The organism is Microbacterium sp. Y355, from assembly GCF_059445345.1.
The window spans coordinates 2,321,672-2,347,584 of the sequence record NZ_JCAIUD010000001.1; the positions used below are offsets into that span (position 1 = coordinate 2,321,672).

Sequence of the window (25,913 nt, forward strand, 5' to 3'; positions counted from 1 at the left end):
CTGCAACTTGCTCACAGAGCCACAACAATCATCTTGTGGCAGTGCGCCAAGCCGCACTTCGGTTCATAACTCCTCAGAAATAGGCACCAAATACCGTGCGCTCGCACAATTCGGGCCGAACCGCCCTGATTCTGAGGAGTTAGGAACGAGCGGATGCCGCGGCAGCAGCAGCGGCAGGCAGAGCGCGCTCGATGAGCGTCAACGCTGCGTCATCGTGCGCTGCGGTGAGGAACCAGGCCTCGAACACGCTTGGAGGCAGGGCGACACCCTGCTCGCGCATCGCGTGGAAGAACGGCGGGTAGCGGAACGACTCCTGCGCCAGCGCCTCTGCATAGTTGCGGGGTGCTTCCGGGGCGAAGACGACACCGAAGAGGTTGCCCGCGCGGGGCACGGCGTGCACGACGCCGGCTTCAGTGAGCGCGGCATCGAGGGCGTTCGCGACACGTGCGGCGGCAGCATCCACCCTGGCGTAGACCGCGGGCGTCGCGAGGCGCAGCGTCGCAAGCCCGGCAGCAACCGAGAGCGGGTTGCCAGACAGGGTGCCTGCTTGATAGACCGGGCCGACCGGCGCGAGTTGGTCCATGACCTCGGCCCGACCGCCGAGGGCTGCCAGCGGCATGCCTCCGCCGACGACCTTGCCGAAGGTGATGATGTCGGGCAGGTATTCCTCGCCCAACGATGCCTGCAGCGCCCAGTACCCGGCGTGGTGCACGCGGAATCCGGTGAGCACCTCGTCGAGGATCATCAGCGCACCGTGCGCGTGCGCGGTGTCGGCGATGAAGCGGTTGAAGCCGGGCTCGGGGGCGACCACGCCCATGTTGGCGGCGGCCGCCTCGACGATGACGGCCGCGATGCGGTCGCCATGCTCGGCGAAGACTGCTTCCAGCGCCGCGCGGTCGTTGTAACCGATCACCAGGGTCTGCGCGGCGATCGGTGCGGGCACGCCTGCTGAGCCTGGCAGCGCCAGCGTCGCGACACCAGAGCCCGCTTCGGCCAGGAGCCCGTCGGAGTGGCCGTGATAGTGACCGGCGAATTTCACGAGCAGGTCGCGTCCGGTCACGCCGCGGGCGAGACGGATCGCGGTCATGGTTGCCTCGGTGCCCGTGGAGACCAGGCGTACACGCTCGATGGGTGCGAGGTCGCCGAGTCGCACGCGCTCGGTGATGAGTCGGGCGAGTTCAACCTCACCCTCCGTCGGTGCGCCGAACGACAGACCTCGAGTCGCGGCATCCTGCACGGCGGCCACGACTTCCGGGTGCGCGTGCCCCAGCAGCGCCGGCCCCCACGAAGCCACCAGATCGACGTACTCGTTGCCGGAGGCATCCGTCACAGTGGCGCCCTTGGCGGATGCCAGGAACCGGGGCGTCCCGCCGACGGAGCCGTATGCCCGCACCGGCGAGTTCACGCCTCCTGGGGTCACGGCTTGCGCAGCAGCGAACAGGTCGTCGTTACGATCATTCATCGGGAGCTCCTCAGTCAGGAAAACCGGATCAGTCAGGAAAACCGGATCAGTCACGAAGCCACTGGGCGGCCTCGGTCGCCCAGTACGTCAGCACGGCGTCCGCGCCTGCCCGTCGGATGGAAAGCAGTGATTCCATTACGGAGGCGCGGCGGTCGATCCAGCCATTTGCCGCAGCGGCCTCGATCATCGCGTATTCGCCGGAGATCTGGTACGCCCATACCGGAATGTGCACGGCATCGCGCACCTCCCGCAGAACATCGAGGAATCCCATCGCAGGCTTCACCATCACGATATCGGCACCCTCTGCCTCGTCGATGAGTGCTTCGCGCAATCCCTCGCGGCGGTTGCCTGGGTCGAGCTGGTAGGTGCGCCGGTCGCCCTGCAGCTGCGAGTCCACAGCCTCGCGGAAAGGTCCGTAGAACGCGCTGGCGTACTTCGCCGCATAACCGAGCAGGAGCGTGTCAGTGAAGCCTTCGCCGTCCAACCCCTTGCGGATGGCCGCGACCTGGCCGTCCATCATTCCGGACAGACCGAGCAGGTGAGAACCAGCGCGTGCCTGCGCAAGCGCCATCGAGACGTAGCGTTCCAGGGTCGCGTCGTTGTCCACCGAACCGTCGGCTGCCAGCACTCCGCAGTGACCATGGTCGGTGAACTCGTCCAGACACAGGTCGGTCTGCACGACGAGCGCATCACCGACTTCCTCGACGAGAGCCGTGGTCGCGAGGTTCAGGATGCCGCTGGGATCATCCGCGCCAGAGCCGATCCCATCGCGCACTGCGGGAACGCCGAAGAGCATCACACCGCCGACCCCGACCTCTGCCGCATCGGCTGCTGCGCGACGCAGCGAGTCCATCGAGTGCTGCACGACGCCAGGCATCGAGCCGATCGGCGCGGCGTCAGCAAGGCCCTCGCGCACGAACATCGGCAGCACCAGCTGACGCGCTTCGAGCGACGTCTCGCGCACCAGGTTCCGCACCGCCGGCGTCTGGCGAAGTCGACGCGGACGGATCTCGGGGAAGCTCACGGCGCGAATTCGTCGGCCGCGTGCGGAAGGGTGAAGTGCGAGACGGCATCGATGAGCGCATCGACGGTCTGCTTGTCGGCCACCACCGTGATCGGCAGCCCCGCCTTGCGTGCATCGTTCGCGGTGCGAGGACCGATGGCTGCGAGCAGGGTGTCATCAGGGATGTTAGGGAACTGCTCTCGCACTTGCTGTGCAACCGATCCACTGGTGATGAGGATCGCGTTGATGCGACCGCTGTCGACGTCGCGGCGAATACGGTCAGTGACCGGCACCCCGACCGTACGGTAGGCGACGATGCTCGATACGTGGTGCCCTGCGTCGATGAGCGAGCGCGTGAGCACTGGCTTTGCGATCTCGCTGCGGAGAGTCAGGATGCGGCGCGGTTCAGGCTCGAGACTGATCAGTTGCTCGGCCATGCCCTCGGCGGAGTTGTCCTCCTCCGGCACGAGCGCGACCTCATAGCCGACCGCCTGAAGGGCTGCCGCCGTGGTCTCGCCGACCGCGGCGATCTTGGTGGTTTTCGGCACGACAGCGCGATGCGCGAACAGCACGTCCACGGTCGTCGCGCTGGTGATTGTCAGCCAGTCGAACTCTCCGGCGGCGAGCTTCTCCAGCGCATCATCGAGTGCTGCCTGATCGTTCGTCGGGCCGAAGTTGATCAGCGGTGCGACAACGGGCACTGCGCCCTGAGCGCGAAGGCTCGCGGCGACGCCGTCGCCCCAGGGGCCTCCTCGCGGGACGAGGATGCGCCAGCCGGTCAACGGCTTCTCATGGTTCGTTTCGGGTGTGCTTGTCATCAGAGTTGCTCTCGGGAGACGAGTTCAGCCGCCCCTTGTTCGAGCAGCCGACGGGCGACAGAAAGTCCGATCTCGCGTGCTGCGAGATTCGGGTCCGCACCATCGGCAGTATCCGCTCCGTTGCCACTGCCGTTCAAACGAATATACCCCCGGTGCAGTGATTCAGTGACGTCGAGGCCGATCCGTCGCTCTCCTTCGGGTGCGTAAACGATTGTGCGGACGCGAACGGAGTCGCCGCTCACGACCGCGTGGGCTGCCATTGGCGCCTGGCACCCGGCATCCAGCCCCTCGAGGATGCCGCGCTCCACGGTGATGGCGAGACGTGTGTCGGCATCGTCGAGTTCTGCGAGTGCCGCGAGCAGCTCAGCGGGAGCATCCGATGTCGTCTCGACGGCAAGAGAGCCCTGTCCCGGAGCTGTGGGCCATCCGGCCAGACCCAGATACTCCCTCGCGAGGGTCGTCTGCGATCCGAGACGGGAGAGCCCGGCAGCCGCGAGAATCACGGCATCCAACTCGCCAGACTCAACCCGCGCCAGGCGCGAGTCGACATTGCCTCGGATGTCGACAACCTCGGCTTGTGGCGCGTGGCGATGCACCTGCGCGATACGGCGCGGTGAGCCGGTTCCGACCTTCGCGCCGGCCGCCAGCTGGTGCAGCGGTGTGCCATCACGGGTGATGACGACATCACGGGCGTCTTCACGATCGGGGGTCGCCGCGATGAGTAACCCGTCCGGCACATTCGTTGGCAGGTCTTTGAGCGAGTGCACGAGGATGTCGCACTCACCCGCCAGCAGCGCTTCGCGCAGACGGGTGGCGAAGATACCGAGCCCACCGATCTCGGAGAGGGAGGCCCTGTTGGTGTCGCCCTCGGAGACGATCGGGACGAGCTCGACCTTGCGACCGGAGATCTTCTCAAGGGCAGTGGCGACGTGTCCGGACTGGGCCACGGCGAGGGCGCTTCGACGGGTGCCCAGACGGATTGGGCGCTGACGGATTGGGCGCTGACTGATCGGAGTACTCATGGCGGCCTACTGGAGAACGTCCGCGATCTCGTCGAAACGAAGGCGACGTCCCGTGTAGAACGGAACCTCCTCCTTCACGTATCGGCGAGCCTCTGTGTACCGCAGGTCGCGCATCAGGTCGACGAGTTCAGTGACGTCATCGGCCTCAAGCGGCAGAATCCACTCATAGTCACCGAGTGCAAAAGCCGCGACCGTGTTCGCGATGACGCCCTTGAAAGCGGCGCCCTTGCGACCGTGGTCGGCGAGCATCGCACGACGCTCCTCGTCCGGCGCGAGATACCACTCCGGGGTGCGCACGAACGGGTACAGGCACAGCCAGCCCTTGGGCTCGACGCCGCGGAGGAACCCCGGTACATGCGCACGGTTGAACTCGGCGTCGCGGTGAACTCCCATGACGTTCCAGACGGGGAGCAGCGTGCGCAGCAATTCAGTACGGCGAAGGCGCCGCAATGCCTTCTGCAAGTCTTCAGCGGTGTCGCCGTGCAGCCAGACCAGCAGGTCGGCATCAGCCTTAAGGCCCGAGACATCGTAGAAACCGCGGATCGTGACGCCGGAATCTTCGATGTAACCGGCAATCGTCTCAAGCTCCGTCGCATCCGTCTCGATCACGGGTGCATCCGGGTTGCGGCGCCATACCGCCCAGAGGGTGAAGCCGGAAGGATTCTCTTCTACTGCATCGGACATGCATCCAGTCTGCCTCTTTCTGAAGGCAGGAGCGAATGCGTGACGGCGCGAAGCGAACCGTTGTCAGCTGATCGGCGTCAGCGGGCGAGCGCGCGAGCGATCGCCCAGACGAGTCCACCAGCCGCAGCAGCGATTCCGATGGCAGCAGCGACCGCGCCGACCGGGTTGCGGTCGGCGAAGGCGCGGGCCTTGGCCGCGCCCCGGGTGGATGCCTTCTCGATGCGTCTGGGGAAGTTGCCCTTGACCTCGATCGCGGCGAGCGCCGCCTTCAGCTCAGCACGAGCGGATGCCACCGGATCAGTGATCCCGGTAGGAACGGCGGTGCGGGGAAGGTTCTGGTCAGAGAGTGTCATCACCGGCCTCCTTCACAAGTCGAATATCGGTCGCCACAGCCTGGCCTGGATTTTCCCTACGCAGGACCTTGCGGAACTTCAGCAGGCCGATCAAGGCGCACACTGCCAGACAGAGCAGTAACAGGCCTATCACCGCCAGTGCTGACAGCCACACCGGCCACCAGGACGACAGTCCAGCAACCGCGAAGACGAGAATCATCGGGATGAGCCAGAACAGGAAGAACAGGGCGATGAGGAACCAGACGCTGCCGATTCCGGCATCCTTCGCGGTGCGCGAGATCCATGCCTTGGCCGAGTCAATCTCTGCCTTGACGAGCTTGCTGACGAGGTCAGGCAGATCGCCGAGCAGGGTCAGGAGGCTGTCGTCCGCACGGTCACGATATCCGCGGGCCATATCACTCGCCGTTCTTGGTGCTCGCTGAGCCTGTCGCGGGCTTCTTCGCGGCCGCCTGCTTCTTCGCGGCTGTTGCGTTCTTCTTCACTTCTTCTGCCGCGTCTTCCACAGCATCTTCAAGGTCGGATGCGACCTTCTTGCCTGTAGCGATCGCCGAGTCGAGCTTCTTGCCGGGGGTGTCTGCGTTGCCGGCTGCCTTGGCGATCTTGACCATGCCGTTCCAGACAGCACCGGGAACAGCTACGGCTTTGTCGCCCACGTAGCCCTTGACCCTGGTGACCTGGTCCTGCACAGGGTCGAGGTTCCAGACCTTCAACCACTGCGTCTTGATCTGTTCATAGCGCTCGCGTCCGGCGCGCGTGCCGAGTACGTAACCTACGCCGAGTCCGACGACGAGTCCGATCTTCCCCTTCATGGGGTCTCCTCACGTTGTTCCGGTCGAGCCGCTGGCATGAATGCCGTCGGCCAGGATTACCAGCGTAACGCCATATGCCGAAAATGGCATCTATACCTCGAGGGGCTTGACAACTGCGCTTCGCTCAGTCCCAGAGCAGACCGTGGCGAAGGCGGTCTGCCTCCTTCTTCGCGTCTGGGACGACCTGCGCTAGGCCGGTGCCGGCCAGCCACGCACCGACGACGGCGAGCCCGCCAACCTTCTGCACGGCAGCGCGCACCTCGCGTCGCCGGTCTGCTGCTCCGATGAGGGATGCTGGCTGCGACTGAGTGAACCGCGCCCGGTGCGAGGCGATCAGCGCTGACTCAGGCAGCGGCACCCCGAGCATGGTCGAGGCCTCGCTCAGGGCGAGGCGTGCGGCGGCATCATCGTCGAGCTGAGCTGTCGCGGCTGGCTCGCCCTGGGCTCCGAACGAGACCCGAACGACGTGCCTGTTCCCCGCCGCTTCGCGCAGCCATCCCCACTTAGCGGTGGCATGCGTGAGCGCCTTGGCGATATGGCTCCCAGGGGCCGTGAGCACGCCGGTGCCACGCGGCGCAGCGTCCAGGGCTGGCGCGTCCAGCAGCAGGCTCACGATCTCAATCTCGGGGGCATCGCCAGCATCGCCGAGCCCGCTCACCTGGCCGGTCAAGAGCACGCGAGCGCTGGGCTCCGCGGTCGCGATGACGACAGCATCCGCAGTGAGGGTCTCAGTGATCTGTTCGGGTTCGGCGGCATCGACGCCTTCGACGGCCACGTTCTCGGTCGGCACGGGAAAAGAGACCCCCCAGCCGTCGCCCTGGCGCTCGAGCGCATTCACTTCCACGCCGGTGCGGATCACGGCGCCGAGCTCGATCAGGTCGGCTGCCAGCGCATCCACAAGAGTGCTCATACCGCCGGCCAGTGCTTCGACTGCGGACCCTGGCGCCTTCTTCGCCCCATCGGCACGCTGGGCGAGCAACTGGGCAACGCCACCGGAAAGCGATCCGGCTCGGGTGAGAGCCGCGTTCAAGCCGGGGGCCGCGATTTCGACGTCGACATCATCAGGGTCTGCGGAGTAGACCCCGGCTGTCACTGGCGCGACCAGCAGGTCACGCACCTGATCCCCCATCCGCTTCGCCACGAGCTTTCCGAGGCTGCGTTCGTTGCCGATCGTCAGCGGCGGACGCAGGCGATCCACGTATGCGCGCCATGCACCACGCCATCCGATGATGCGGCGGACATCGTCGGCGAACGGGTTCGCCGGGATGCCGAGAACGCCGCCCTTGGGCAACGGTGCAGCGCCAACACCCGGGGCGCCGACCAGCCAGGCACCCGCCGGATTCGGCGTCACGACAAGATCGCTCAAGCCGAGATCGGCGATCAGAGTGCGCACGTGTCCGCCGCGGGTCGCATAGCTTTCGGCGCCGGCATCCACCATGACGCCGTCGAGCTCCGCGCGACGGATCGCACCGCCGAGAACGGAAGAGGCTTCAAGCAGCGTCACCCGCATACCGACCTTGGCGCACTCACGCGCAGCGACCAGCCCACCGATGCCACCGCCGACGACGATGATGTGACGCTGCGCGGCGCGGGAGGCGAGATCAGCAGCCTCTTCGGTCATGCCTGAGCCCCCTCCGAGCGCGCGTGCACCAGCTCGACGATGCGGGTCAGCTGGGCCGGGTCGGTCTCGGGCGGAACGCCATGGCCGAGGTTGACGATGTGGGCACGAGCGGAACGACCGCGCTCCAGCACGTCGAGAACGTGTGCTTCAAGCACTTCCCAGGGCGCGGACAGAAGGGCCGGGTCGATATTGCCCTGAACCGTGACATCGGGGCCGAGAATGCGGGCTGCCTCGTCGAGCGGCTGACGCCAGTCGACACCGACAGCGGATGCGATGCCGCCCAGGCGCATGTCATCGAGGAACGGACCCGTACCGACGCCGAAGTGGATCACGGGCACCCCGAGGTCGGCGACGGCAGCCTTCGAGTGCGGAGCGATGAAGGTGCGGTAGTCGCTGGGCTTGAGCGAACCTGCCCACGAGTCGAACAGCTGCAGGGCCGCAGCCCCCGCATCGCGCTGCGCTTCGAGGAACCGGCGCGAAACGCGCGAGAGCCAGCCTGCCAGGCGGTTCCATGCTTCGGGATCGGTATGCATCATCGCCCTGGCACGCAGATGCTCCTTGGACGGACCACCCTCGACCAGATAGGCGGCCAGGGTGAACGGCGCACCGGCGAAACCGATCAGCGGGGTGTCACCCAGCTCGGCTGTGACGATGCGTACGGCCTCGGCAATGGCCGTGGTGTCGAGCGAGTCAGGGTCGATCGCGGTGATCCTGTCAACATCGGCGCGGGTGCGCACCGGTTCTGCGAACACCGGGCCGCGACCAGGTTCGATCACGACGTCGACACCGGCCAGCTTCAGCGGGATGACGATATCGCTGAAGAACACTGCTGCATCGACACCGTGACGGCGCACCGGCTGCAGCGTGATCTCCGCGGCGAGATCCGGGGTGAGGCAGGCATCCAGCATCCGAGTGCCGACGCGGAGCTCTCGGTATTCCGGAAGTGAGCGTCCGGCCTGACGCATGAACCAGACGGGTGTCTGCTCTGGACGATCTCCGGCGAGTGCGCGCAGCAGCGGGGCTGTGGATGAAGGCATGTCGCCATTGTCCCATTCAGGCCCGAGAACGGCCCATTCAGCTGGTTCTTCGGCACTCAGCGTAGGATGGCGGGGTGTTGCTGTGTGTGACGGCGAGCCACAAGACCGCCTCCTTCGAAATGCTCGAACGACTGAGCCGCACCCCTGACGACGTTGCGCCGAACCTTCTTCGCCTCGCTCCGTGCGTGCAGGGGGCCGTTATCGTGTCGACGTGCAACCGTTTTGAGGCCTATGTCGAGGTCGATGAGCCCGTGACTGCAGCGGGAGCAGTGGGCGTCGAGGCGGTGCTTGAGGCGATCGGGCAGTCGGCCGGCATCCCCGCCAAGGAACTCGACGGCGCATACACCGTGCACTCAGGACGCCGCGTCGCCGAGCACCTGTTCGCCGTGGCATCCGGGCTGGAGTCCGTCGTCTCCGGCGAGGGCGAGATCGCCGGCCAGGTGCGCCGCGCGTTGAACTCGGCGCGCAAGGACGGCACCACCTCCCCCGAACTCGAACGACTGTTTCAGCGCGCCAGCCAGGCACAGCGCAAGGTCAAGAACGTCACCGCACTCGGCCGTGCTGGCCGTTCCCTCGTGCGTCTCTCGTTGGAACTGGCCGACAGCCGGATCGCGGACTGGTCCGCCGAGCGCGTGCTGCTGGTCGGCACCGGCGCCTACGCCGCAGTCACCCTTGCCACGCTGCGTGAGCGTGGCGCCACGAACATTTCCGTGTACTCACCCTCTGGCCGCGCGGAGCTTTTCGCGAAGAAGCACGATATCGCCGCAGTCGGCGAAGAGGACTACGCCCGCACGGCATCACTTTCCAGCCTGCTGATCACCTGCACGACGGCGACCGAGCCGGTTCTCGGCCCGGAGCACTTGCAGGCACCGACCGGCCCCGTGCCGGCTGGTTGCCCGATGGGGCAGCACTCTCAGCTCGTGATCGACCTCGGGATGCCGCGCAACGTAGACCCTGCGGTCGCAGGGCTTGAGGGCGTCGCGCTGCTCGATCTCGAGACCATCCGACTGCACGCCCCGCTCGAAGAGCTGCAGGCGACGGATGCTGCGCGCTCCGTGGTTCGCGAAGCCGCCGACACATTCAACGTCGTCGGAGATCGCCAGAGTGTCACCGGCTCAGTCGTAGCGTTCCGCTCGCACATCTTCGCCCTCATGGAGGCCGAGATCGACCGTGCACGCGCCCGCGGCGATGAAGACGGCAAGGTCGAGCAGGCAATGCGACACCTCGCGGGCGTGCTCACGCACACTCCGACGACGCGCGCCCACGAGCTCGCCGCCGAGGGACGCGGTGACGAGTTCACCGCCGCTCTCAACACGATCTACGGCATCGCGCCGGCAGCAGCTGCCCCGGCGGCATCCGCGATCGCCTGAGCCTCGTCGGGGTGCGGCCTGTGCGGTTCGCTCGGTTCGCCGTGCGGTTCGCTCGGTTCGCCGTGCGGTTCGCTCGGAGATGTACGTCATGTTCGGAGAGATTCCCCGGATTCGTCCGAAGAAGCGGTACATCTCCGAGGCAACTGTCCGCAAAACAGCGCTGACGCCGCCGCCGTACGAGTGCCACACTGGAGGCATGGCCCTTCATATCACCGGAGACACCGCCGCTGACGCACTGCTCACCGACAACCCGCTCGCACTTCTGGTCGGAACGCTTCTCGATCAGCAGGTGCGCTAACCATGCGGTGAGCGTGACTCCCCCGAACCGCGTCAGCGCACACTCTGACACAGTCGTGAGAGTATGGGCGCCCGGGAGGCCCGAATGACACAGGAGTTGTACTCGGACGCGAGACTGTACGATCTGCTGTTTCCGGCGGACGAAGCGGCAGTCAATTTCTACCGCGCCGAAGCCGACGGCAAGGGAGGGCGCGTGCTCGAACTCGGATGCGGCACGGGGCACAAGCTGATCCCGATCGCGGCCGATGGGCACCCGAGCGTCGGACTCGACCTGTCGCCGGACATGCTGGCCGAGGCGCGCCGGAAGGCCGATGAGCGAGGCGTGTCAGTCGAGTGGCTGCAAGGCGACATGCGCGACTTTGACCTGGGCGGCGAGTTCGACCTCATCTTCATCGCGGCCAACGCCCTGCTGCACCTGCACGACGCCGACGACATCGTGCAGTGCTTTCGCGCAGTCAGGCGGCACCTCGCATCTGGCGGGCGATTCGCATTCGACGTCTTCAATCCGAACGTGCGGCTTCTGGCTGGCGCCGACGGGATGCGGCGGCCGCGCACCTCTTTTACCGATCCTGACCGCGGCGACGTCCAGGTCGACGTCGACGACGCCTACGATGCCGCCGCGCAAGTGACTCGCGGAACATGGTACTTCTCGACAGACTCGGAACCCGACTTCCAGAAGGTGTCGCTCGAGGTGCGGAGCATCTTCCCCCAGGAGCTGCCAGTACTTCTCGAACACGCCGGACTCCGGCTGGTGGAGCGCTTCGGCGGCTGGGATGGCGCCCCCTTCGCAGTGGACTCGCCAATCCAACTCTGCGTCTGCGCACCGACATCCGGTCGTGAGAGAGGATAGAACGCATGGCCCTTCACATCACCGGAGACACCGCCGCAGACACGCTGCTCACCGACAACCCGCTCGCACTTCTGGTCGGAATGCTTCTCGATCAGCAGGTGCCGATGGAGACGGCCTTCGCGGGGCCGCTCAAGATCGAGCAGCGCACGGGGGCTGTGGATGCTGCAGCCATCGCCGACATGGATCCCGAGGCATTCCTCGAGGCGTTCAAGCAGACTCCCGCTGTGCACCGGTTCCCCGGCTCCATGGCCACGCGGGTGCAGTCCCTCTGCCACGAACTCGTCGATTCGTGGGGTGGGGATGCCTCGGCACTGTGGACACAGGGTGAGCCCGACGGCGCTGAGGTGCTGCGGCGTCTGAAGAACCTTCCCGGCTTCGGGGAGCAGAAGGCGAAGATCTTCCTCGCTCTCCTCGGCAAGCAGTACGGCTTCACCGGCGAGGGATGGCGCGAAGCATCCGCTCCCTACGGTGAGGCTGGCGCGCTGCGCAGCGTCGCCGACATCGTCTCGCCCGAGTCGCTCGCGAAGGTCCGCGAGCACAAGAAGGCCATGAAGGCCGAGGCGAAGCTCGCCAAGTGAGGCCGGGCATCCGGTCGTGCGACAGCGCCGAAGCCGTTGTCAAGGCCAGTGAGCTGATCGCCCTCGGCGCGCAGACTGAGTACCGATCGTGACACTGGAGGCGACGATGTCGAGAAACGTCCGAAAGATGCAGTGCCCGCCTGAGGCTGTGTTCCGCGTGCTGGCAGACGGCTGGGTCTATCCCGGTTGGGTCGTGGGAGCTTCGCGAATGCGGGACGTTGATGAATCGTGGCCGGAGCCCGGCGCGCGGCTGCACCACTCCGTCGGTGTCTGGCCTGCGCTGCTCGACGACTCGACGAGCAGCGTGACGTGGAATCCGCCGCGTCAGATGGTGATGACGGCACGCGGCTGGCCGATCGGCGAGGCACGAGTGACCATCGACATCAAACCCTTCGGTGACGGATGCCTCGTTCGCATCCAGGAGGAGGCCGTCAGGGGACCGGCGAAGGCGATACCGACCGCCCTGACGGACGTGCTGCTGCAGTGGCGCAATGCGGAGACCTTGCACCGGCTGGCGTACCTGGCCGAGGGACTCCACGCGAAGAACCCTCTCACCTCGTCGGAAGCTCGATGACTACCCGTTCGCACGAGGTCGACGCGACCGTCGTCGGTGCAGGTCCCAACGGTCTCGCTGCAGCGGTGACACTCGCACGCGCCGGCCTATCGGTGCGAGTGTTCGAGCGCGCGTCCACTGCGGGCGGCGGCGCGGCAACTGCCGAACTCACGCTGCCCGGCTTCCATCACGATGTGTGCTCGGCGGTGCATCCGCTCGCCTTCGAGTCGCGTTTCTTCCGCGAGTTCGGCCTCACCCGTCGCGTGTCCTTCGCGGTGCCAGAGATCTCGTTCGCGCATCCGCTCGATGGCGGCAGGGCCGGGGTCGCCTACCGCGATCTGGAGCGCACGGCAGAAGGACTCGGTGCGGACGGCAAGTCGTACGCCAACCTGCTGCGTCCTATTGTCGAGCGAGCGACGAGAGTCGCCGATTTCACCGGCGACACCCTCCTGCGCATCCCCCGGGACATTCCGACCGCCCTTACTTTCGGCCTGGCGGCTTTGGAGCAGGGCAGCCCGCTGTGGAACGCGCGCTTCCGCGATGATGTGGCGCCGGCCATGCTCACCGGCGTCGCGTCGCACACGATTCTGCCGCTGCCTGGCCTAGCCAGCGCGGGCGCAGGACTTGCACTGACGGCGTACGCGCATGCGAAGGGGTGGCCGATTCCGATCGGCGGAAGCCAGAGCATCATCGACGCGATGGTCGACGACCTCCTGGCGCACGGCGGCGAGCTCGTGACGGATCACGAAGTCACCTCTCTCGACGAGCTGCCGGCATCGCGCGTGACACTGCTCGACGTCACGCCGCGCGCGCTGAGCAGGATCGCCGGAGATCGGATGCCGGAGCGGTATCGCCGCGCGCTTGCCCGGTTCCGCTACGGCAACGCCGTGGCGAAGGTCGACTTCGCACTGTCGCAGCCCGTTCCGTGGTCGCATCCCGAGTTGCACGGGGCGGGCACTCTGCACCTGGGCGGTACGCGCGCGGAGATCGCCGCCGCCGAGAACGCCGTCGCACATGGCAGGCTCTCGGATTCGCCGTACGTTCTCGTCTCACAGCCCTCGCTGTTCGATGACACCCGTGCTCCGGCAGGTCAGCACACACTGTGGGCGTACACGCATGTGCCGGCCGCATCGGGAGCCGATCGCTCCGACGAGGTGATTCGACAGATCGAGCGCTTCGCGCCCGGGTTCCGCGACACGATCCTCGGGATCTCTTCGCGCACCGCGATCGACGTCGCACGACACAATCCGAATTATCCGCGGGGCGACATCTCCGCCGGCACGCCAGATCTCTCGCAACTACTGCGTCGGCCGGTACTCAGCCCGGATCCATGGCGCACACCGATGGACGGCATCTACCTCTGCGGAGCATCCACCACACCCGGTCCCGGCGTCCACGGACTATCGGGATGGCATGCGGCGCTGAGCGCTCTGAGACACGACTTTGGCACCAGGACGCTGCCGGATCTCGCCCCCGTCGATACATCTGCCGGAGACTGAGGCTATGAAGCAGACCGGAACAAACGTAGCCGCATTCATCGCCGACGTGTCATCAGCAACCAGACGACGGGATGCTGAGACGCTGACCGCGCTCCTTCAAGACATCAGCGGCCGCGAACCGCAGCTGTGGGGCACGATCATCGGCTTCGGATCGTGCCACTACCAATACCCGACCGGCAACGAGGGCGATATGCCGGTCCTCGCGTTCGCGCCGCGCAAGGCAGCATCGACAATCTATCTGGACGACACTGGCCGTTACAGCGAAGAGCTCGCGCAGCTCGGCCCGCACACCCTGGGCAAAGGATGCCTGTACATCAAGGACCTCGAGAAGGTCGATCTCGACGTGCTCCGGGGCATCCTAGAGAGCACTCTCGCCTGGACCGAAGCCGGCGGCAGCGACCAGGTGGAGATCACTATCACCGGCTGACCCCGCCCGCTTCCACCGGGGCCCCGTCTTGCTGTCGCGAACCAGGGGCCCCGGCGACCGGTGCGACGCCGAGTCGTCGGGCGCTCAGGCGCCCTTGAGCCGGTCGGCCAGGTACTGGCCAAGATCGTCGACGGAGATGCGCTCCTGCGCCATCGTGTCGCGGTCACGGACCGTCACTGCATGGTCGTCAAGGGAGTCGAAGTCGACCGTGACACAGAACGGCGTGCCGATCTCATCCTGACGGCGATAGCGCCGACCGATGGCACCCGCGTCGTCGAAGTCGATCGCCCAGCGGCCACGCAGCGAGTCAGCAACCTCACGCGCAAGCGGCGAGAGTCGCTCGTTGCGCGACAGTGGGAGCACAGCAACCTTGACCGGAGCCAAACGCGGGTCGAGCTTGAGAACCGTACGAGTGTCGGTGCCACCCTTCGCGTTGGGCACCTCTTCCTCGACGTAGGAGTCGACGAGGAACGCCATCATCGAGCGAGTGAGTCCGAAGGACGGCTCGATCACGTACGGGGTGTAGCGCTCGCCGGAGGCCTGGTCGAAGTACGTCAGGCTCGTACCGGATGCCTCGGAGTGGCTGTTGAGGTCGTAATCGGTGCGGTTCGCCACACCCATCAACTCGCCCCACTCCTTGCCGGTGAAGCCAAAGCGGTACTCGAAGTCGATGGTGCCTGCAGAGTAGTGCGCGCGCTCATCTTCAGGCACGTCGAACTGACGCATGTTCTCGGGATTGATGCCGAGATCGAGGAACCAGGCCCAGCAGGCTTCCACCCAGTGCTCAAACCATTCCTGAGCCTCGGCAGGCGGAACGAAGAACTCGATCTCCATCTGCTCGAACTCGCGGGTGCGGAAGATGAAGTTTCCGGGGGTGATCTCGTTGCGGAATGCCTTGCCGACCTGGCCGATACCGAACGGCGGCTTCTTGCGGCTCGCGGTGAGCACGTTCGTGAAGTTCACGAAGATGCCCTGTGCTGTCTCGGGGCGCAGGAAGTACATGCCCGACTCGTCGTCGACGACACCAAGATAGGTCTTCACCAGGCCAGAGAATGCCTTGGGCTCGGTGTACTGCCCCTTGTTGCCGCAGTGCGGGCAGGGCACGTCCGCCAGACCGTTCTCCGCCTTGCGGCCCTTGCGTGCCTCGAAGTCTTCGACGAGGTTGTCGGCACGGAAGCGCTTGTGGCAGCTCAGGCATTCAACGAGCGGATCGCTGAACGTCGCGACGTGACCAGACGCTTCCCACACACGCTTGGGAAGGATGATCGAGGAGTCCAAACCCACCATGTCGCCGCGACCGCGGACGAAGGTCTGCCACCACTGGCGGCGGATGTTCTCCTTGAGCTCGGTGCCGAGCGGACCGTAGTCCCAGGCCGAGCGCGAACCGCCGTAGATCTCACCCGCTTGGAACACGAACCCGCGGTGGCGGGCGAGGCTGATGACCTTGTCAAGGCGGGACTGTTCGGCCACGGTGGCTCCAATGGTCGGAAGGGGTGGATTCATTCGGCGCGCGGACATGCCGCGGCATCCTCCATCTTATCTGCGCCCCCGCGCCGGTTCAGCCCCGGGCGGATGCCGCAGCAGCGGCAGCCCGCGTCAGCCAGGCCGGAGCCTTCCCCACCCGCGTGAACGCGACGAGCCGCCCCTGCTCACTGTCTGCGATGAGCTGCGCGGCACGAGAGATGCGAGTCTCGGGACGCTTGGCCGTCGCGATCCAGTGCCGCACGGTCTTGCGGTACCCGGGCGTCGCCGCATCAAGGAAGGCCTGCGCTGCGGACGATGAGGAAAGCACGGCCTGCACCTCGGGTTCGAGCTCCGCCTCGCCGTTCTCGTGCGAGTAGGTGCCCGTGCGTGCGGCGCTGCGCGCTTCGAACGCGGCGAGACCGGCCGGCGCCATCCGCCGTTCGCCGATGAGTCGCTCGACATGCGCAATGTTGATCTTCGACCAGGTACTGCCCGGCTTTCGCGGCGTCCACCGTTGCCGCCGGCGATCGTCGTCGATGGGCTGCGAGAGAGAATCGATCCATCCGAAGCACAGCCCCTCGGGAACGGCATCTGCCCAGCTCAGACCACGATCGGCGACGTGCGCCTTGCGCACCTCCATCCACAGCTCCGTCGCGGTGGCGTGATGATGCTCCAGCCACGCGCGGAACTCCCCCGCCTCACGGAAGAAGACGGCCGGCTTCTCGGCCGACCCGCCGGGCTGCCCCATCGCGTCATCCATGCGATTCAGGATGCCACGAACCTCGGACAAAGGAACCTCGGACAAGCGCTCAGCGGTTCGGGAACGCTTCTCCTCCGCCAGCCGCGAGAGACTTCGCGACGATGTCGATGTACTCGTTCATCATCGCTTCTGGCATCGCGGGCATCGACTGCTCCCAGTACGGAAGGATCGCCCCGCGCCCCTGCATCATCCCGGCCGGGCGCGCGTACACCCACAGGTGAAGGTGCGCCGAGCCGTCGTTCCAGCGCGAGAAGTGGCATCGGGCAACAGCCGGGATCGCCTTGGTCGCCTCTGATACTCGTTGCAGCACGGGTCCGAGCCCTGCGAGCACCTCGATCGGCGCATCTTCAAGTTTCACGTGGCGACGTGGCGAGATCGACCCGACGAACGGCAGTCCAACGCCGCCCTCGAAACCAGAGTTCACCTGCCACTCGTCGTCCTGCCAGATCGTGCGCTTCGACGGCTTGCAGTGCCCGCACTCGCTGGCATCCATCTCGCCGTGGCGGGGCTTCTCCGGCACCAGCATCGGCTCGATCGGGAGGAGCTCGAACGCCGCGATGCTGGGTGCCGGGCCGCTGCCCGGAACGCGGGACGTGTCGAGGGTCTGGCCGATCGGTGCCCAGCGGTGCCAGGCTGTGCCGGCCGGGTGCTGCGTGAATTCTGCCTCGGAGGTCATACGTACATGAAACCAGAACCACCACGCCGGCATCCGCGGAACGACGCCGGCATGCGCGAGTACCGGCTCATTCAGTGAACAAATATCCCCGGGCGACGTCGAAGCCGGCGATGCGCAGACCGCGGCCGAGCAACTCCTCCATCTCGCCGCGCAGGCGCAGGCGCCATTCGTGCGCAGCGGCGGGGTCAGTCTCGCGCATACCTTCGATGCCGGAGGGAATCTCCAGCGTCGCGACGACAACCTCTTCGGCAGGTGGCTTGGCGATATCTGCGAGCGCCCAGCGAACATCGAGCCGGTCACTCTCATCGCCAGCGTCCCCGCCGCCGAAGATGCCGTAGTTGTTGACCGAGTAGCCGGTTACGCGGGCCCCGAGGACAGTAAGGAAGAAGTGCGCATTGCGGGCGACGAGCGGGTCGAACGTCCAGGTGATCTGGCCGACGCCGCGTGAGAACGCCCACTGCCGCTGGTGCTCCTTGAGCTCACGGCCCCAGCCCCGCCCCCGATACTCAGGCAGCAGCGCCGTGATGTGCGAGTGCATCGTGCGCTGATCAGGAGCACCGAAGAAGGCGATCGACGCGCCGACCATCTCTTCCTCGCCGGGCTCGTCGTCGAAGAGCCCTACGACGTAGTTTCCCGACTGCTCGAGGGCGCGTAGGGTGCCAGCGTCGATGACGCGCTCCGGCCCGCGGATCGCGTCAAGCAACGACTGCGCCTGGATGATGAGTTCAACGGTGTCGAGTTCACGGATGCTTCGCACACCCCCAGTCTGCCCCTCACTGAGCGCTGTGGGAAACCTCGATTGCCACGCCGCGAGAAGAGTCACCGCATGAGCCGCCGAATGTCTGCGCACGACACCAATACCTGACTGCCCAGGCGGGCATAGGAATCCCAGTGTTGTGAACGCAAACATTTCGGGGTTTAATGGTTTCCACGGGCGCGGATGTCTCACAGCATCCGTCCTGACCGTCAGTCACATGACCCTCAAAGGGGAGAACACTTCATGGCAACCAAACGAATCACGCGCACCGCAGCCGTCGTCACCGTCGGCGCCCTCTCAGCGTTCGGTCTCGCAGCATGCAGCTCGGCAGGCGACGCAGGAAGCGACAACGCCTCCGGCGAGGCGGTCACGATCGAGTACATGCACCGCCTCGACAATGGCGCAGACATGGCCACTGTCGCTGAGATCACTGAGCGCTGGAACGAAGAGCACCCCGACATTCAGGTCAAGACGACCAAGTTCGATGGCGCCGCGACTGACATGATCCTCAAGCTTGAGACCGATGTGAAGGCCGGCAACGCGCCGTGCCTCGCCCAGGTCGGCTACTCCGAGGCTCCCCAGCTCTACGTGAAGGGTCTCCTCGAAGACGTCACGACCGAGGCTGAGAAGTACGCGGACAACTTCTCCGCTGGCGCCTTCGCCGGCATGCGCGTCGGCGATGTCGTCGTCGGCCTGCCCCAGGACGTCGGTCCGCTGGTCTACTTCTACAACGAGGCAGAGTTCGAGGCCCTCGGCCTTGAGGCCCCGACCACGATCGAAGAGCTCACGGCAGAGTCGGCCACGGCAGCAGCCGCTGGCAAGTACCTCACCGCGTTCTCGGCGGACGAGGCCACCCACTGGCTCGCCGCGCAGTCCGCTGCAGCCGGCGACACCTGGTTCTCCACCGAGGGTGACGAGTGGGTCGTCGACACTGAGGGCGAAGGCTCGCAGACCGTCGCCGCGTTCTGGCAGAACCTGCTCGACACCAACCAGACTCTGAAGGCCGACCGCTGGGGCGAGCCCTTCACGATTGCCCTCAACGACGGCAGCCTCATCGGCCACGTCGGCGCCGCCTGGGAGGCGGGCTTCCTGCTCGACTCGCTTGATGGCACGGATGCCGAAGGCCAGTGGCGCATCGCGCAGCTGCCCGACTTCGGTGCAGGCCAGCAGACCGGCCCCGACGGCGGCTCCGGTGTCGCAGTCCTGAAGGGATGCGAGAACCCGGCCGAGGCCATGGAGTTCAACAACTGGTTCAACACGCAGATCGATGACCTCGCGTCTCAGGGTCTCGTCGTCGCTGCCGCGGGCACGCCCGAGACCAGCGAGAAGATGCTGCGCCAGTTCGGCGGCCAGGAAGTGCTCGAAGAGCTCGCCACTGCCACCGCCAACATGAACCCGGACTTCCCCTACGCGCCCGGATTCTCCACCCTCTCGGCGATGAACGAAACGGCAGCGGCTGTCGTCTCAGGCGACGCGCAGGTCGCGGACATCTTCACCACCGCCCAGAACACGGCGGTCAAGGCGCTGACTGACCTCGGCTTGCCCGTAGCCGAGTAATTCCCCCGCTCTCTGAGCACGCAGTTCCGGCGGAGGACACGACGATAATGTGTCCTCCGCCGGACCTATTTACTTCGAAAGGTGAGATCACGCTGTGACCACTACCGCTGAGACCATCGGCCGACGGCCGCGCACGAGAAAGGGATTCCGCGCACGACAGGAAGCGCGCAACGGCTGGTTCTTCATGGCCCCGTTCGCCGCCCTGTTCATCGTGGTATTCCTGGTCCCGATCGTCATCTCGGTGCGATCAGCGTTCTTCGCGCAGGTTCCCGCGGGCGAAGGACTGTTCGGTGGAGGCGAGCTGGTCGACACCTTCGTCGGCTTCGACCAGCTGATCGCCGCAGCAACCAACGGTGCTTTCTGGGGCGGTATGGGGCGCGTCGTCATCTACGCCGCATTCCAGATCCCGGTGATGATCATCCTCGCCCTCGCACTCGCACTGCTGCTGGATTCCTTCATTGTGCGGCGCCCGGCGATCTTCCGCCTTGCCTTCTTCCTCCCGTTCGCGATCCCCGGCGTGATCGCGGCAATGATCTGGCTGTACATGTACACCCCGGAGGTCTCGCCGTTCATGCAGTTCCTGCCCGAAGGCACGAACTTCATGGCCCCGACCACGATCCTCGCCTCGATGGCCAACATGACCACCTGGACCTACACCGGGTACAACATGTTGATCTTCCTCGCCGCGCTCCAGTCGATCCCGCGCGAGTTGTACGAAGCAGCGCGCCTCGATGGAGCAAACGGCTTCCAGATCGCCACGAAGATCAAGGTCCCGATGGTGCGCGGCGCGGCTCTGCTCGCGATTCTGCTGTCGATCATCGGCACGGTCCAGCTCTTCAACGAGCCGGTCATCATGGAGGGGGCGAACTCCTGGATGGGCCTGGACTACACGCCGATGATGCTGACCTACAACTCGATGATGGGTGAGATCTCCCCCTCTGGCAGCGGTCCGGCATCCGCCTATTCCCTGCTGATGGCAGTTATTGCCGGTGCTCTCGCCGTCATCTACTCATTCGCACAGCGCAAGAAGGCGAACTGACATGAGCACCACAAGACTGATCACCGCCCCCGCGACAAAGCGCAAGCCGCGCAAGGTTTCTGCTGCGGATGCCGACATGCCGCCGCGTTCCGTAGCGCCCAGCCCGGTCGCCAAGACCGTCGGAATCATCGCGCTCGTCGTTGCGCTGCTGTACTTCCTCATGCCGGTCTACTGGGTCATCGTGGCATCGACGAAGAGCAACGCCGATCTGACCAACACCTTCGGCTTCTGGTTCGCGAACTGGAACCTGGACACCAACTACGACAGCCTCATGAGCTGGACGCAGGGCATGTTCTGGCGATGGGTCGGCAACTCGGTTCTGTACTCGAGCGTCGCGGGCGTCATCGGCACACTGTTCGCGATCATGGCGGGATACGCGATCGCGAAGTTCGTCTTCCCCGGCAAGAAGATCGCCGTGAGCATCATCATGGCGGGGCTCCTGCTGCCGGTCGCCCTCCTCACCGTGCCGTTGTACATGGAGTTCCACGCTCTGGGCCTCACGAACACGATGTGGGCGATCATCATCCCCTCGGCAGTGTCTCCGTTCGGCGTCTTCCTCGGAATGGTCTACGCCGAATCGTCGGTGCCGACCGAGCTACTTGAGGCCGCGCGCATCGACGGCGCAAGTGAGCCTCGAATCTTCTTCACGATCGTGCTGCGTCTGCTGACACCGGCGATGGTGACGATCTTCCTGTTCATCTTTGTGGCGACCTGGAACAACTTCCTGTTGCCCTTGATGATGATTTCCAGCGCGGAGCTGAAGCCGGTGACCCTCGGCCTCTACGGCATGATGAGCTACTTCGCCCCTGACAAGGGCGCGGTCATGCTCGGCGCCCTGCTGGGCGTCATCCCGCTGATCATCCTGTTCTTCAGCCTGCAGCGCTTCTGGCAGTCGGGCCTGGCCGCCGGTGCGGTCAAGGGCTGATCCCCCCCTACGCAAGAAGGGCTCGCGACTTCGGTCGCGAGCCCTTCTTGCGTTGTCAGCTTCTTTCACCGACGGATGCTGGTCAGCTGAGCAGCCGCGTCTCCATGTCGGTGATGACTCCGCCGTCGCTGGTCAGCAGAAGCAGAGAACTCGGCGAGCCTCCCTCGGAGGCCAGCACCCCGAACCCGTCGCCGAGCTCGACGATCTCGAATTCGTAGTCACGCGCGAAGCGATGGAACTCCGCAGCCTGCGATGCGACCTGCTCTGCCCCGCGCACGATGTGCAGCCCGTCAGGCCCGCGATCAACACGGAACTCGACGTCCGGATGCAAAACACTGACGAGCCGTGCGAAGTCTCCGCTGTTCGCGGCCGCGAGGAACGCATCGACGGCGACCCGCTGCTCCTGCCTGCTCGCGCGCACCTGCGGTGAGGTGGGAGCCGCACCGCGGACGCGTTCGCGTGCACGACTGGCCAGCTTGCGCGTGGCCTGTGGCGTGCGGGCGACGACGTCGGCGATGTCGTCGAATGGCAGTCCGAAGACGTCGTGCAGCACGTACGCCAGTCGCTCATCGGGCTGGAGTTGCTCGAGCACGAGCATGAGCGCGTAGCCGACGCGGTCCATGGTCTCGGCCCGCACCGCTGGGCCGTTCTCCTCGGGCGGCGCTTCGATATCAGGCAGGACATCGAGCGGATTCTCCCGCCGACGAGTGCGGGAGCGGAGCTGATCAAGGCAGATCCTGCTCACGACTCTGGTGAGCCACGCACGCTGCTCATCGATTACCTCGTCGGCGCGCTCGAGGCGGAACCACGACTCCTGAACAGCATCCTCGGCATCGGCCCGCGAGCCGAGCATCCGGTAAGCGACCGTCGTGAGATACCGGCGATGGCTGTCGAACTCTGCCGCGAGCGCGGTGGAATCACTCATAGTCTCTCTCCTGTCCTGCGAGGTTACCGTGCGGATTCCGGGTCAGGCGCGAAGGTCCGCGAGAACAGATTTGACGGGTCATAGGTGTTCTTGACGTCGGCCAATCGGCGCCGGGTCGATTCTGGAAACACGGATGCCACGGCATCCGCCGCCGTTCCATCCAAAGAGTTCGCGTAGGCACCATCGGTGAACGGGGCGAGCACGCTCCACACGTGGTCCAACCGTGTGCGCAGATCCCCATAGGCCGCGTCTGGAGCAACAGCGAAGGTGCTCACCATGAGTTCTGCGTGACGATGCGCGAAGGCCGTGGCGTCGGATGGTGTCTCACCGAAGGCCCCGCCAAGGCTGTGCAGCACGATCGACGCCGGCTGCGTCTCGCTCGCCACTCGCGCTATGGTCTCGGCCGCGGCATCCGCTGACTCAGCGCCGATGAATCCGCTTCGCAACGCAACTCGCATGCCCGGGGGAAACTCGACACCGGGGTGCAAGATGTCCCGATAGGGAAGCTGTCGAACGTCCTCCGATAACGGCGCACCAGCCTGCGAAAGCACGGCCAGCGCGCCATCGATGGCACCGGCGTCGCACCTCGCGAACGTCACCTCAATGGGCGCATCGAGCCCGCCGGCGAAAGGGTTCGCCAGAACCATGGTCGAACTGATCTCCTTCGATGCGGTGCGCATGAAACGCGACCACGCAGGAACAATCTGCTCTGCCCGATCGGCCGGGAACGTGAGCGAGGCGAACGTAAACATCGGGGCGGGTTGCGCCTCGAACTCGAAGTCCGTCACGATGCCGTATGCGCCACCGCCACCGCGCAAGGCCCAGAACAGCTCGGCGTGATGTGTCTCGTCGACGACGATCACCTCGCCCGCCGCGGTCACCACCTCGGCTGCGCGGAGATGATCGAGGGTGAGGCCGTGCCGGCGCACAAGCCATCCGATTCCGCCGGAGAGGGTCAGCCCGCCGACGCCGACATCTGCGGTGTCTCCGGACGAGATCACCAGCCCTTGGGGTGCTAGCGCGTCTGCGACCTGCTGCCAGCGGGCTCCGCCGCCGACCTTCACTCGTCGTTCGTCGAGAAGCTCCACGGAGTCGAATGCGCCGAGGTCGATGACGATGCCACCGTCGACGGTGCTGAGGCCGGCGGCAGAATGGCCGCCCCCGCGCACGACGAGCGGAAGATCGGATGCCGCGGCAAGGCGCACCGCGCGCTGGACGTCAGCGATATCGGACGGACGCAGAACCAGTGCCGGAGCGGCAAACGTGAGCGCCGCGCGCGCCGCCTTGGCATAGTCCGGCGAATCGGGTGTGATGATTGTGCCGGTGAAATCCTCAAGCAGGTCGTCGAGTGTCGCAGGCATGGGGTCTCCTTTAGATGTCCGCCGGTATGGCGGTTCATGAAGGAGACGACCCGAATGCCAAACGTGTGACCGATCGGAGAAAATCGGCGTCAGGAGCCGATGAACTCCTCGGTCTGACCGAAGTTCGGCTGCTCGCGGACTTCGACTGTGGAGCCGAGGCCGTCGGTGTCAAGCACGACGATCTCGTTGGCTCCGGTCTTCCACAGGGGCGCCGGTGCGTAAAGCGTCTCCTGCGGGCCGACCTTCCAGTAGCGACCGAGCAGGAAGCCGTTCAACCAGACCATACCCTTGGCCCCGCCAGGGAACGCGAGCCAGGCATCCGCCGGAGTCTCGACCTCGATCGACGCGTGCGCGACGCCGTCAGCGGCGGGAGCACCGGTGGCGATCGGGGCGTCGAGAGGCAACGCACGGTGCGACCACCCATGCACGTAGCGACGGTTGTTGATCCGCACCCCGCGCATGATGCCCTTGCCCTCACCGGTGTAGGGCCCGTAGTTGATGCGCCCAAGGCTTTCGACCACAATCGTCAGCTGGGCCTTGCGGGCACCGCCGGGGAGCGTCAGGGAGAGCTGACCGTCGCGCTCGAGCGTGCCGAGGCGCTCATCGTCGATGAACACCGTCGCACGATCGTGGAGCCCGTCGACATTCACCGTCGCATCAGCGGGGACGTCGATCTGCGCCTGGTAGACGACGATGCCGTCCTCGACACCGAGCTGTTCGAAGGTCTGCGGCATCGCGGTCGCCTCACCGACGACGGGAAGGGTCTCGGCCAGGGCGCGCAGTGAGATCACCGGATTCAGTGCGACCGTCTGGGCGGGTTGAACCGGCACGGGTGCCGGACGTTCAGGCAGCTCACCATCGTGGAACGGAGCGAACGCAGCGCGCAGCGCCTCGAACTTGTCATTCAGCGCACCTGCCTCGCCGATCGGTGCATCCGAGTCGTAGCTGGTGATGGTCGGCTGGAGTGCAACGTCGTAGTTGGCGCCGTTCCAGAGCCCGAAGTTCGTGCCACCGTGCGCCATGTAGATGCTGACGGAGCCGCCGGCCGCAAGCAGCTCATTGACGGTGCCGACCATACTCTCGGCCGATCGCACGTGGTGCTGCTCGCCCCAATGGTCGAACCATCCGCCCCACAGCTCACTGCACATCAGCGCATCGTTCGGCTTGCGCAGCTCCTCGGCCGTCGCAACGCCGGTGCCGAAGGTGAAGGTGGGCAGCGCACCTTCGATCGAGCCGTGCGTGATCATGTCTGTGGTGATGCCATCAGCCGTGGTCAGCAGTTCGACGATTCCCCGCGAGAGCAGCGCATCGCGCTGGTGCTCGATGTATGCGTGATCGCTGCCAAACGAGCCGTACTCGTTCTCGATCTGCACTGCCACGATGGGGCCACCGTATGCCGCCTGCAGCGGAACCATCCGCGGGATCAGCTCGTCGTACCAGCGGTCGACGGCTGCGAGGTATTCGGGGTCGCTAGTGCGCAGCGCGCTCACGCGCCCGGTCAGCCAGTGCGGCAGACCGCCGTTCGACCACTCGGCGCAGATGTAGGGGCTGGGGCGGAGGAAGACGTCCAGCCCCACCTCGCCAGCCAAACGGATGAATGCTTCAAGGTCGCGCCAGCCATCGAAACGGGGCTCACCTTCGATCCGCTCGTGAAAGTTCCATGCCACGTAGGTGTCAACAGTGTTTGCGCCCATAGCGGCGAGGCGACGCAGGCGGTCTTCCCACTGGCCTGGGTGGATGCGGAAGTAGTGCATTGCACCGGCGAGGATGCGGTGCGGACGACCATCGCGGATGAGCTGTCCGTCCCGCCACGTGATCGCCGGGTCGACTCCCGGGGAGGACGAGAATGTGCTGTTCATCAGGGACTCCTGCGTGACTATCTCACTCCAGGGTGTTCCCAAGAGCGAATGGATGCCTGTCCTGCACGTCCGCGCACGACACATCTGGAGAGCTCTTTCGTCCCGAGAGGCGTCACTGCGCAGTCTGGCATGACAAAAACTGTTTGCGTTCACATTATTGCATCATCTGCGGAATTGAACCTCGCCTTGAAGCCTCGTGATCACTAG

The 25,913-nt window shown here is 65.7% G+C and carries 26 protein-coding genes and 1 pseudogene; 10 read left to right on the top strand and 17 right to left on the bottom strand.

Annotation, left to right across the window (positions count from 1 at the left end; all coding sequences use genetic code 11):
* Window positions 1-139: 139 nt before the first annotated feature.
* From AC1C2O_RS11075 to hemE, 10 genes are all read right to left on the bottom strand, one after another.
* Window positions 140-1,462 carry a glutamate-1-semialdehyde 2,1-aminomutase gene (locus AC1C2O_RS11075; protein WP_495430486.1) on the bottom strand — a complete coding sequence of 441 codons (1,323 nt, stop codon included), beginning with the start codon at window positions 1,460-1,462 and terminating at the stop codon, window positions 140-142.
* Between the two features lie 46 nt (window positions 1,463-1,508).
* Window positions 1,509-2,486: a porphobilinogen synthase gene (hemB, locus tag AC1C2O_RS11080; RefSeq protein WP_495430487.1), complete on the bottom strand. Its 978-nt coding sequence runs from the start codon at window positions 2,484-2,486 to the stop codon at window positions 1,509-1,511.
* Window positions 2,483-3,283, bottom strand: coding sequence for a uroporphyrinogen-III synthase (locus tag AC1C2O_RS11085; RefSeq protein WP_495430488.1), 801 nt, complete (start codon window positions 3,281-3,283; stop codon window positions 2,483-2,485). The genes hemB and AC1C2O_RS11085 overlap by 4 nt, the downstream gene beginning before the upstream one ends.
* Window positions 3,283-4,305, bottom strand: coding sequence for a hydroxymethylbilane synthase (gene hemC, locus AC1C2O_RS11090; RefSeq protein ID WP_495430489.1), 1,023 nt, complete (start codon window positions 4,303-4,305; stop codon window positions 3,283-3,285). The genes AC1C2O_RS11085 and hemC overlap by 1 nt, the downstream gene beginning before the upstream one ends.
* Before the next feature lie 6 nt (window positions 4,306-4,311).
* Window positions 4,312-4,989, bottom strand: a complete 678-nt coding sequence (hemQ, locus tag AC1C2O_RS11095; protein ID WP_495430490.1) for a hydrogen peroxide-dependent heme synthase — start codon at window positions 4,987-4,989, stop codon at window positions 4,312-4,314.
* A 77-nt stretch (window positions 4,990-5,066) separates the two neighbouring features.
* On the bottom strand, window positions 5,067-5,342 hold the full coding sequence (locus AC1C2O_RS11100) for a hypothetical protein (protein WP_495430491.1): 276 nt from the start codon (window positions 5,340-5,342) through the stop codon (window positions 5,067-5,069).
* On the bottom strand, window positions 5,329-5,736 hold the full coding sequence (locus AC1C2O_RS11105; RefSeq protein ID WP_495430492.1) for a phage holin family protein: 408 nt from the start codon (window positions 5,734-5,736) through the stop codon (window positions 5,329-5,331). Before AC1C2O_RS11105 ends, AC1C2O_RS11100 begins: the two co-directional genes overlap by 14 nt.
* A gap of 1 nt (window position 5,737) precedes the next feature.
* Entirely contained in the window at window positions 5,738-6,151 is a 414-nt protein-coding gene (locus AC1C2O_RS11110) for a hypothetical protein (protein WP_495430493.1), read from the bottom strand.
* Window positions 6,152-6,275: 124 nt separating this feature from the next.
* The gene (gene hemG / locus AC1C2O_RS11115) at window positions 6,276-7,772 is read right to left on the bottom strand and encodes a protoporphyrinogen oxidase (protein ID WP_495430494.1); all 1,497 of its coding nucleotides are present in this window, start codon (window positions 7,770-7,772) and stop codon (window positions 6,276-6,278) included.
* Window positions 7,769-8,809, bottom strand: a complete 1,041-nt coding sequence (hemE, locus tag AC1C2O_RS11120; protein ID WP_495430495.1) for a uroporphyrinogen decarboxylase — start codon at window positions 8,807-8,809, stop codon at window positions 7,769-7,771. Before hemE ends, hemG begins: the two co-directional genes overlap by 4 nt.
* A gap of 74 nt (window positions 8,810-8,883) precedes the next feature.
* Between hemE and AC1C2O_RS11125 the strand changes: the two genes are divergently transcribed.
* From AC1C2O_RS11125 to AC1C2O_RS11155, 7 genes and pseudogenes are all read left to right on the top strand, one after another.
* On the top strand, window positions 8,884-10,179 hold the full coding sequence (locus AC1C2O_RS11125; RefSeq protein ID WP_495430496.1) for a glutamyl-tRNA reductase: 1,296 nt from the start codon (window positions 8,884-8,886) through the stop codon (window positions 10,177-10,179).
* Between the two features lie 196 nt (window positions 10,180-10,375).
* A pseudogene (locus AC1C2O_RS11130) lies at window positions 10,376-10,471 on the top strand (HhH-GPD-type base excision DNA repair protein); the annotation flags it as partial.
* Between the two features lie 90 nt (window positions 10,472-10,561).
* Window positions 10,562-11,326: a methyltransferase domain-containing protein gene (locus tag AC1C2O_RS11135; protein ID WP_495430497.1), complete on the top strand. Its 765-nt coding sequence runs from the start codon at window positions 10,562-10,564 to the stop codon at window positions 11,324-11,326.
* Window positions 11,327-11,331: 5 nt separating this feature from the next.
* The gene (locus tag AC1C2O_RS11140) at window positions 11,332-11,904 is read left to right on the top strand and encodes an HhH-GPD-type base excision DNA repair protein (protein ID WP_495430499.1); all 573 of its coding nucleotides are present in this window, start codon (window positions 11,332-11,334) and stop codon (window positions 11,902-11,904) included.
* 106 nt (window positions 11,905-12,010) lie between these two features.
* Window positions 12,011-12,478: an SRPBCC family protein gene (locus AC1C2O_RS11145; RefSeq protein ID WP_495430500.1), complete on the top strand. Its 468-nt coding sequence runs from the start codon at window positions 12,011-12,013 to the stop codon at window positions 12,476-12,478.
* Window positions 12,475-13,956, top strand: a complete 1,482-nt coding sequence (locus AC1C2O_RS11150) for a phytoene desaturase family protein (protein WP_495430501.1) — start codon at window positions 12,475-12,477, stop codon at window positions 13,954-13,956. The genes AC1C2O_RS11145 and AC1C2O_RS11150 overlap by 4 nt, the downstream gene beginning before the upstream one ends.
* A 4-nt stretch (window positions 13,957-13,960) precedes the next feature.
* Window positions 13,961-14,383 (top strand): DUF1801 domain-containing protein, encoded by a 423-nt coding sequence (locus AC1C2O_RS11155; RefSeq protein WP_495430502.1) that lies wholly within the window; start codon window positions 13,961-13,963, stop codon window positions 14,381-14,383.
* Window positions 14,384-14,467: 84 nt separating this feature from the next.
* Here AC1C2O_RS11155 and AC1C2O_RS11160 read toward each other — a convergent pair whose 3' ends face one another.
* The 4 genes from AC1C2O_RS11160 to AC1C2O_RS11175 form a co-directional block, all read right to left on the bottom strand.
* Entirely contained in the window at window positions 14,468-15,853 is a 1,386-nt protein-coding gene (locus tag AC1C2O_RS11160; RefSeq protein ID WP_495430503.1) for a glycine--tRNA ligase, read from the bottom strand.
* A gap of 88 nt (window positions 15,854-15,941) precedes the next feature.
* A complete protein-coding gene (locus AC1C2O_RS11165) occupies window positions 15,942-16,607 on the bottom strand; it encodes a YdeI/OmpD-associated family protein (RefSeq protein WP_495430504.1) in 666 nt (221 codons plus the stop codon).
* 49 nt (window positions 16,608-16,656) lie between these two features.
* On the bottom strand, window positions 16,657-17,283 hold the full coding sequence (locus AC1C2O_RS11170; protein ID WP_495430505.1) for a hypothetical protein: 627 nt from the start codon (window positions 17,281-17,283) through the stop codon (window positions 16,657-16,659).
* A 67-nt stretch (window positions 17,284-17,350) separates the two neighbouring features.
* Complete coding sequence (locus tag AC1C2O_RS11175; RefSeq protein WP_495430506.1) at window positions 17,351-18,040, bottom strand: GNAT family N-acetyltransferase; 690 nt, start codon at window positions 18,038-18,040, stop codon at window positions 17,351-17,353.
* Between the two features lie 243 nt (window positions 18,041-18,283).
* On the opposite strand from AC1C2O_RS11175, the gene AC1C2O_RS11180 reads away from it, so the two are divergent.
* From AC1C2O_RS11180 to AC1C2O_RS11190, 3 genes are all read left to right on the top strand, one after another.
* Window positions 18,284-19,597, top strand: coding sequence for an ABC transporter substrate-binding protein (locus AC1C2O_RS11180; RefSeq protein ID WP_495430507.1), 1,314 nt, complete (start codon window positions 18,284-18,286; stop codon window positions 19,595-19,597).
* A gap of 94 nt (window positions 19,598-19,691) precedes the next feature.
* Window positions 19,692-20,636 carry a carbohydrate ABC transporter permease gene (locus tag AC1C2O_RS11185; RefSeq protein WP_495430508.1) on the top strand — a complete coding sequence of 315 codons (945 nt, stop codon included), beginning with the start codon at window positions 19,692-19,694 and terminating at the stop codon, window positions 20,634-20,636.
* 1 nt (window position 20,637) lies between these two features.
* Window positions 20,638-21,561 (top strand): carbohydrate ABC transporter permease, encoded by a 924-nt coding sequence (locus tag AC1C2O_RS11190; protein ID WP_495430509.1) that lies wholly within the window; start codon window positions 20,638-20,640, stop codon window positions 21,559-21,561.
* A gap of 82 nt (window positions 21,562-21,643) precedes the next feature.
* Here the strand turns inward: AC1C2O_RS11190 and AC1C2O_RS11195 are convergent, their stop codons facing one another.
* The 3 genes from AC1C2O_RS11195 to AC1C2O_RS11205 all read right to left on the bottom strand — a co-directional run bounded on the left by AC1C2O_RS11195 (window position 21,644) and on the right by AC1C2O_RS11205 (window position 25,706).
* Window positions 21,644-22,486, bottom strand: a complete 843-nt coding sequence (locus AC1C2O_RS11195) for a sigma-70 family RNA polymerase sigma factor (protein ID WP_495430510.1) — start codon at window positions 22,484-22,486, stop codon at window positions 21,644-21,646.
* 23 nt (window positions 22,487-22,509) lie between these two features.
* Complete coding sequence (locus AC1C2O_RS11200) at window positions 22,510-23,847, bottom strand: FAD-binding oxidoreductase (RefSeq protein WP_495430511.1); 1,338 nt, start codon at window positions 23,845-23,847, stop codon at window positions 22,510-22,512.
* 89 nt (window positions 23,848-23,936) lie between these two features.
* Window positions 23,937-25,706 carry a glycoside hydrolase family 35 protein gene (locus AC1C2O_RS11205; protein ID WP_495430512.1) on the bottom strand — a complete coding sequence of 590 codons (1,770 nt, stop codon included), beginning with the start codon at window positions 25,704-25,706 and terminating at the stop codon, window positions 23,937-23,939.
* Window positions 25,707-25,913: the final 207 nt, after the last annotated feature.

Coding starts and splice junctions, on each gene's coding strand:
- AC1C2O_RS11180 (WP_495430507.1), top strand. CDS start 18,284: ATGGCAACCAAACGAATCACGCGCACCGCAGCCGTCGTCACCGTCGGC.
- AC1C2O_RS11085 (WP_495430488.1), bottom strand. CDS start 3,283: ATGACAAGCACACCCGAAACGAACCATGAGAAGCCGTTGACCGGCTGG.
- AC1C2O_RS11165 (WP_495430504.1), bottom strand. CDS start 16,607: ATGGATGACGCGATGGGGCAGCCCGGCGGGTCGGCCGAGAAGCCGGCC.
- AC1C2O_RS11205 (WP_495430512.1), bottom strand. CDS start 25,706: ATGAACAGCACATTCTCGTCCTCCCCGGGAGTCGACCCGGCGATCACG.
- AC1C2O_RS11145 (WP_495430500.1), top strand. CDS start 12,011: ATGTCGAGAAACGTCCGAAAGATGCAGTGCCCGCCTGAGGCTGTGTTC.
- AC1C2O_RS11110 (WP_495430493.1), bottom strand. CDS start 6,151: ATGAAGGGGAAGATCGGACTCGTCGTCGGACTCGGCGTAGGTTACGTA.
- AC1C2O_RS11135 (WP_495430497.1), top strand. CDS start 10,562: ATGACACAGGAGTTGTACTCGGACGCGAGACTGTACGATCTGCTGTTT.
- AC1C2O_RS11155 (WP_495430502.1), top strand. CDS start 13,961: ATGAAGCAGACCGGAACAAACGTAGCCGCATTCATCGCCGACGTGTCA.
- hemC (WP_495430489.1), bottom strand. CDS start 4,305: ATGAGTACTCCGATCAGTCAGCGCCCAATCCGTCAGCGCCCAATCCGT.
- hemG (WP_495430494.1), bottom strand. CDS start 7,772: ATGACCGAAGAGGCTGCTGATCTCGCCTCCCGCGCCGCGCAGCGTCAC.
- AC1C2O_RS11105 (WP_495430492.1), bottom strand. CDS start 5,736: ATGGCCCGCGGATATCGTGACCGTGCGGACGACAGCCTCCTGACCCTG.
- hemQ (WP_495430490.1), bottom strand. CDS start 4,989: ATGTCCGATGCAGTAGAAGAGAATCCTTCCGGCTTCACCCTCTGGGCG.
- hemE (WP_495430495.1), bottom strand. CDS start 8,809: ATGCCTTCATCCACAGCCCCGCTGCTGCGCGCACTCGCCGGAGATCGT.
- AC1C2O_RS11200 (WP_495430511.1), bottom strand. CDS start 23,847: ATGCCTGCGACACTCGACGACCTGCTTGAGGATTTCACCGGCACAATC.
- AC1C2O_RS11100 (WP_495430491.1), bottom strand. CDS start 5,342: ATGACACTCTCTGACCAGAACCTTCCCCGCACCGCCGTTCCTACCGGG.
- AC1C2O_RS11195 (WP_495430510.1), bottom strand. CDS start 22,486: ATGAGTGATTCCACCGCGCTCGCGGCAGAGTTCGACAGCCATCGCCGG.
- AC1C2O_RS11140 (WP_495430499.1), top strand. CDS start 11,332: ATGGCCCTTCACATCACCGGAGACACCGCCGCAGACACGCTGCTCACC.
- AC1C2O_RS11190 (WP_495430509.1), top strand. CDS start 20,638: ATGAGCACCACAAGACTGATCACCGCCCCCGCGACAAAGCGCAAGCCG.
- AC1C2O_RS11075 (WP_495430486.1), bottom strand. CDS start 1,462: ATGAATGATCGTAACGACGACCTGTTCGCTGCTGCGCAAGCCGTGACC.
- AC1C2O_RS11170 (WP_495430505.1), bottom strand. CDS start 17,283: ATGACCTCCGAGGCAGAATTCACGCAGCACCCGGCCGGCACAGCCTGG.
- AC1C2O_RS11150 (WP_495430501.1), top strand. CDS start 12,475: ATGACTACCCGTTCGCACGAGGTCGACGCGACCGTCGTCGGTGCAGGT.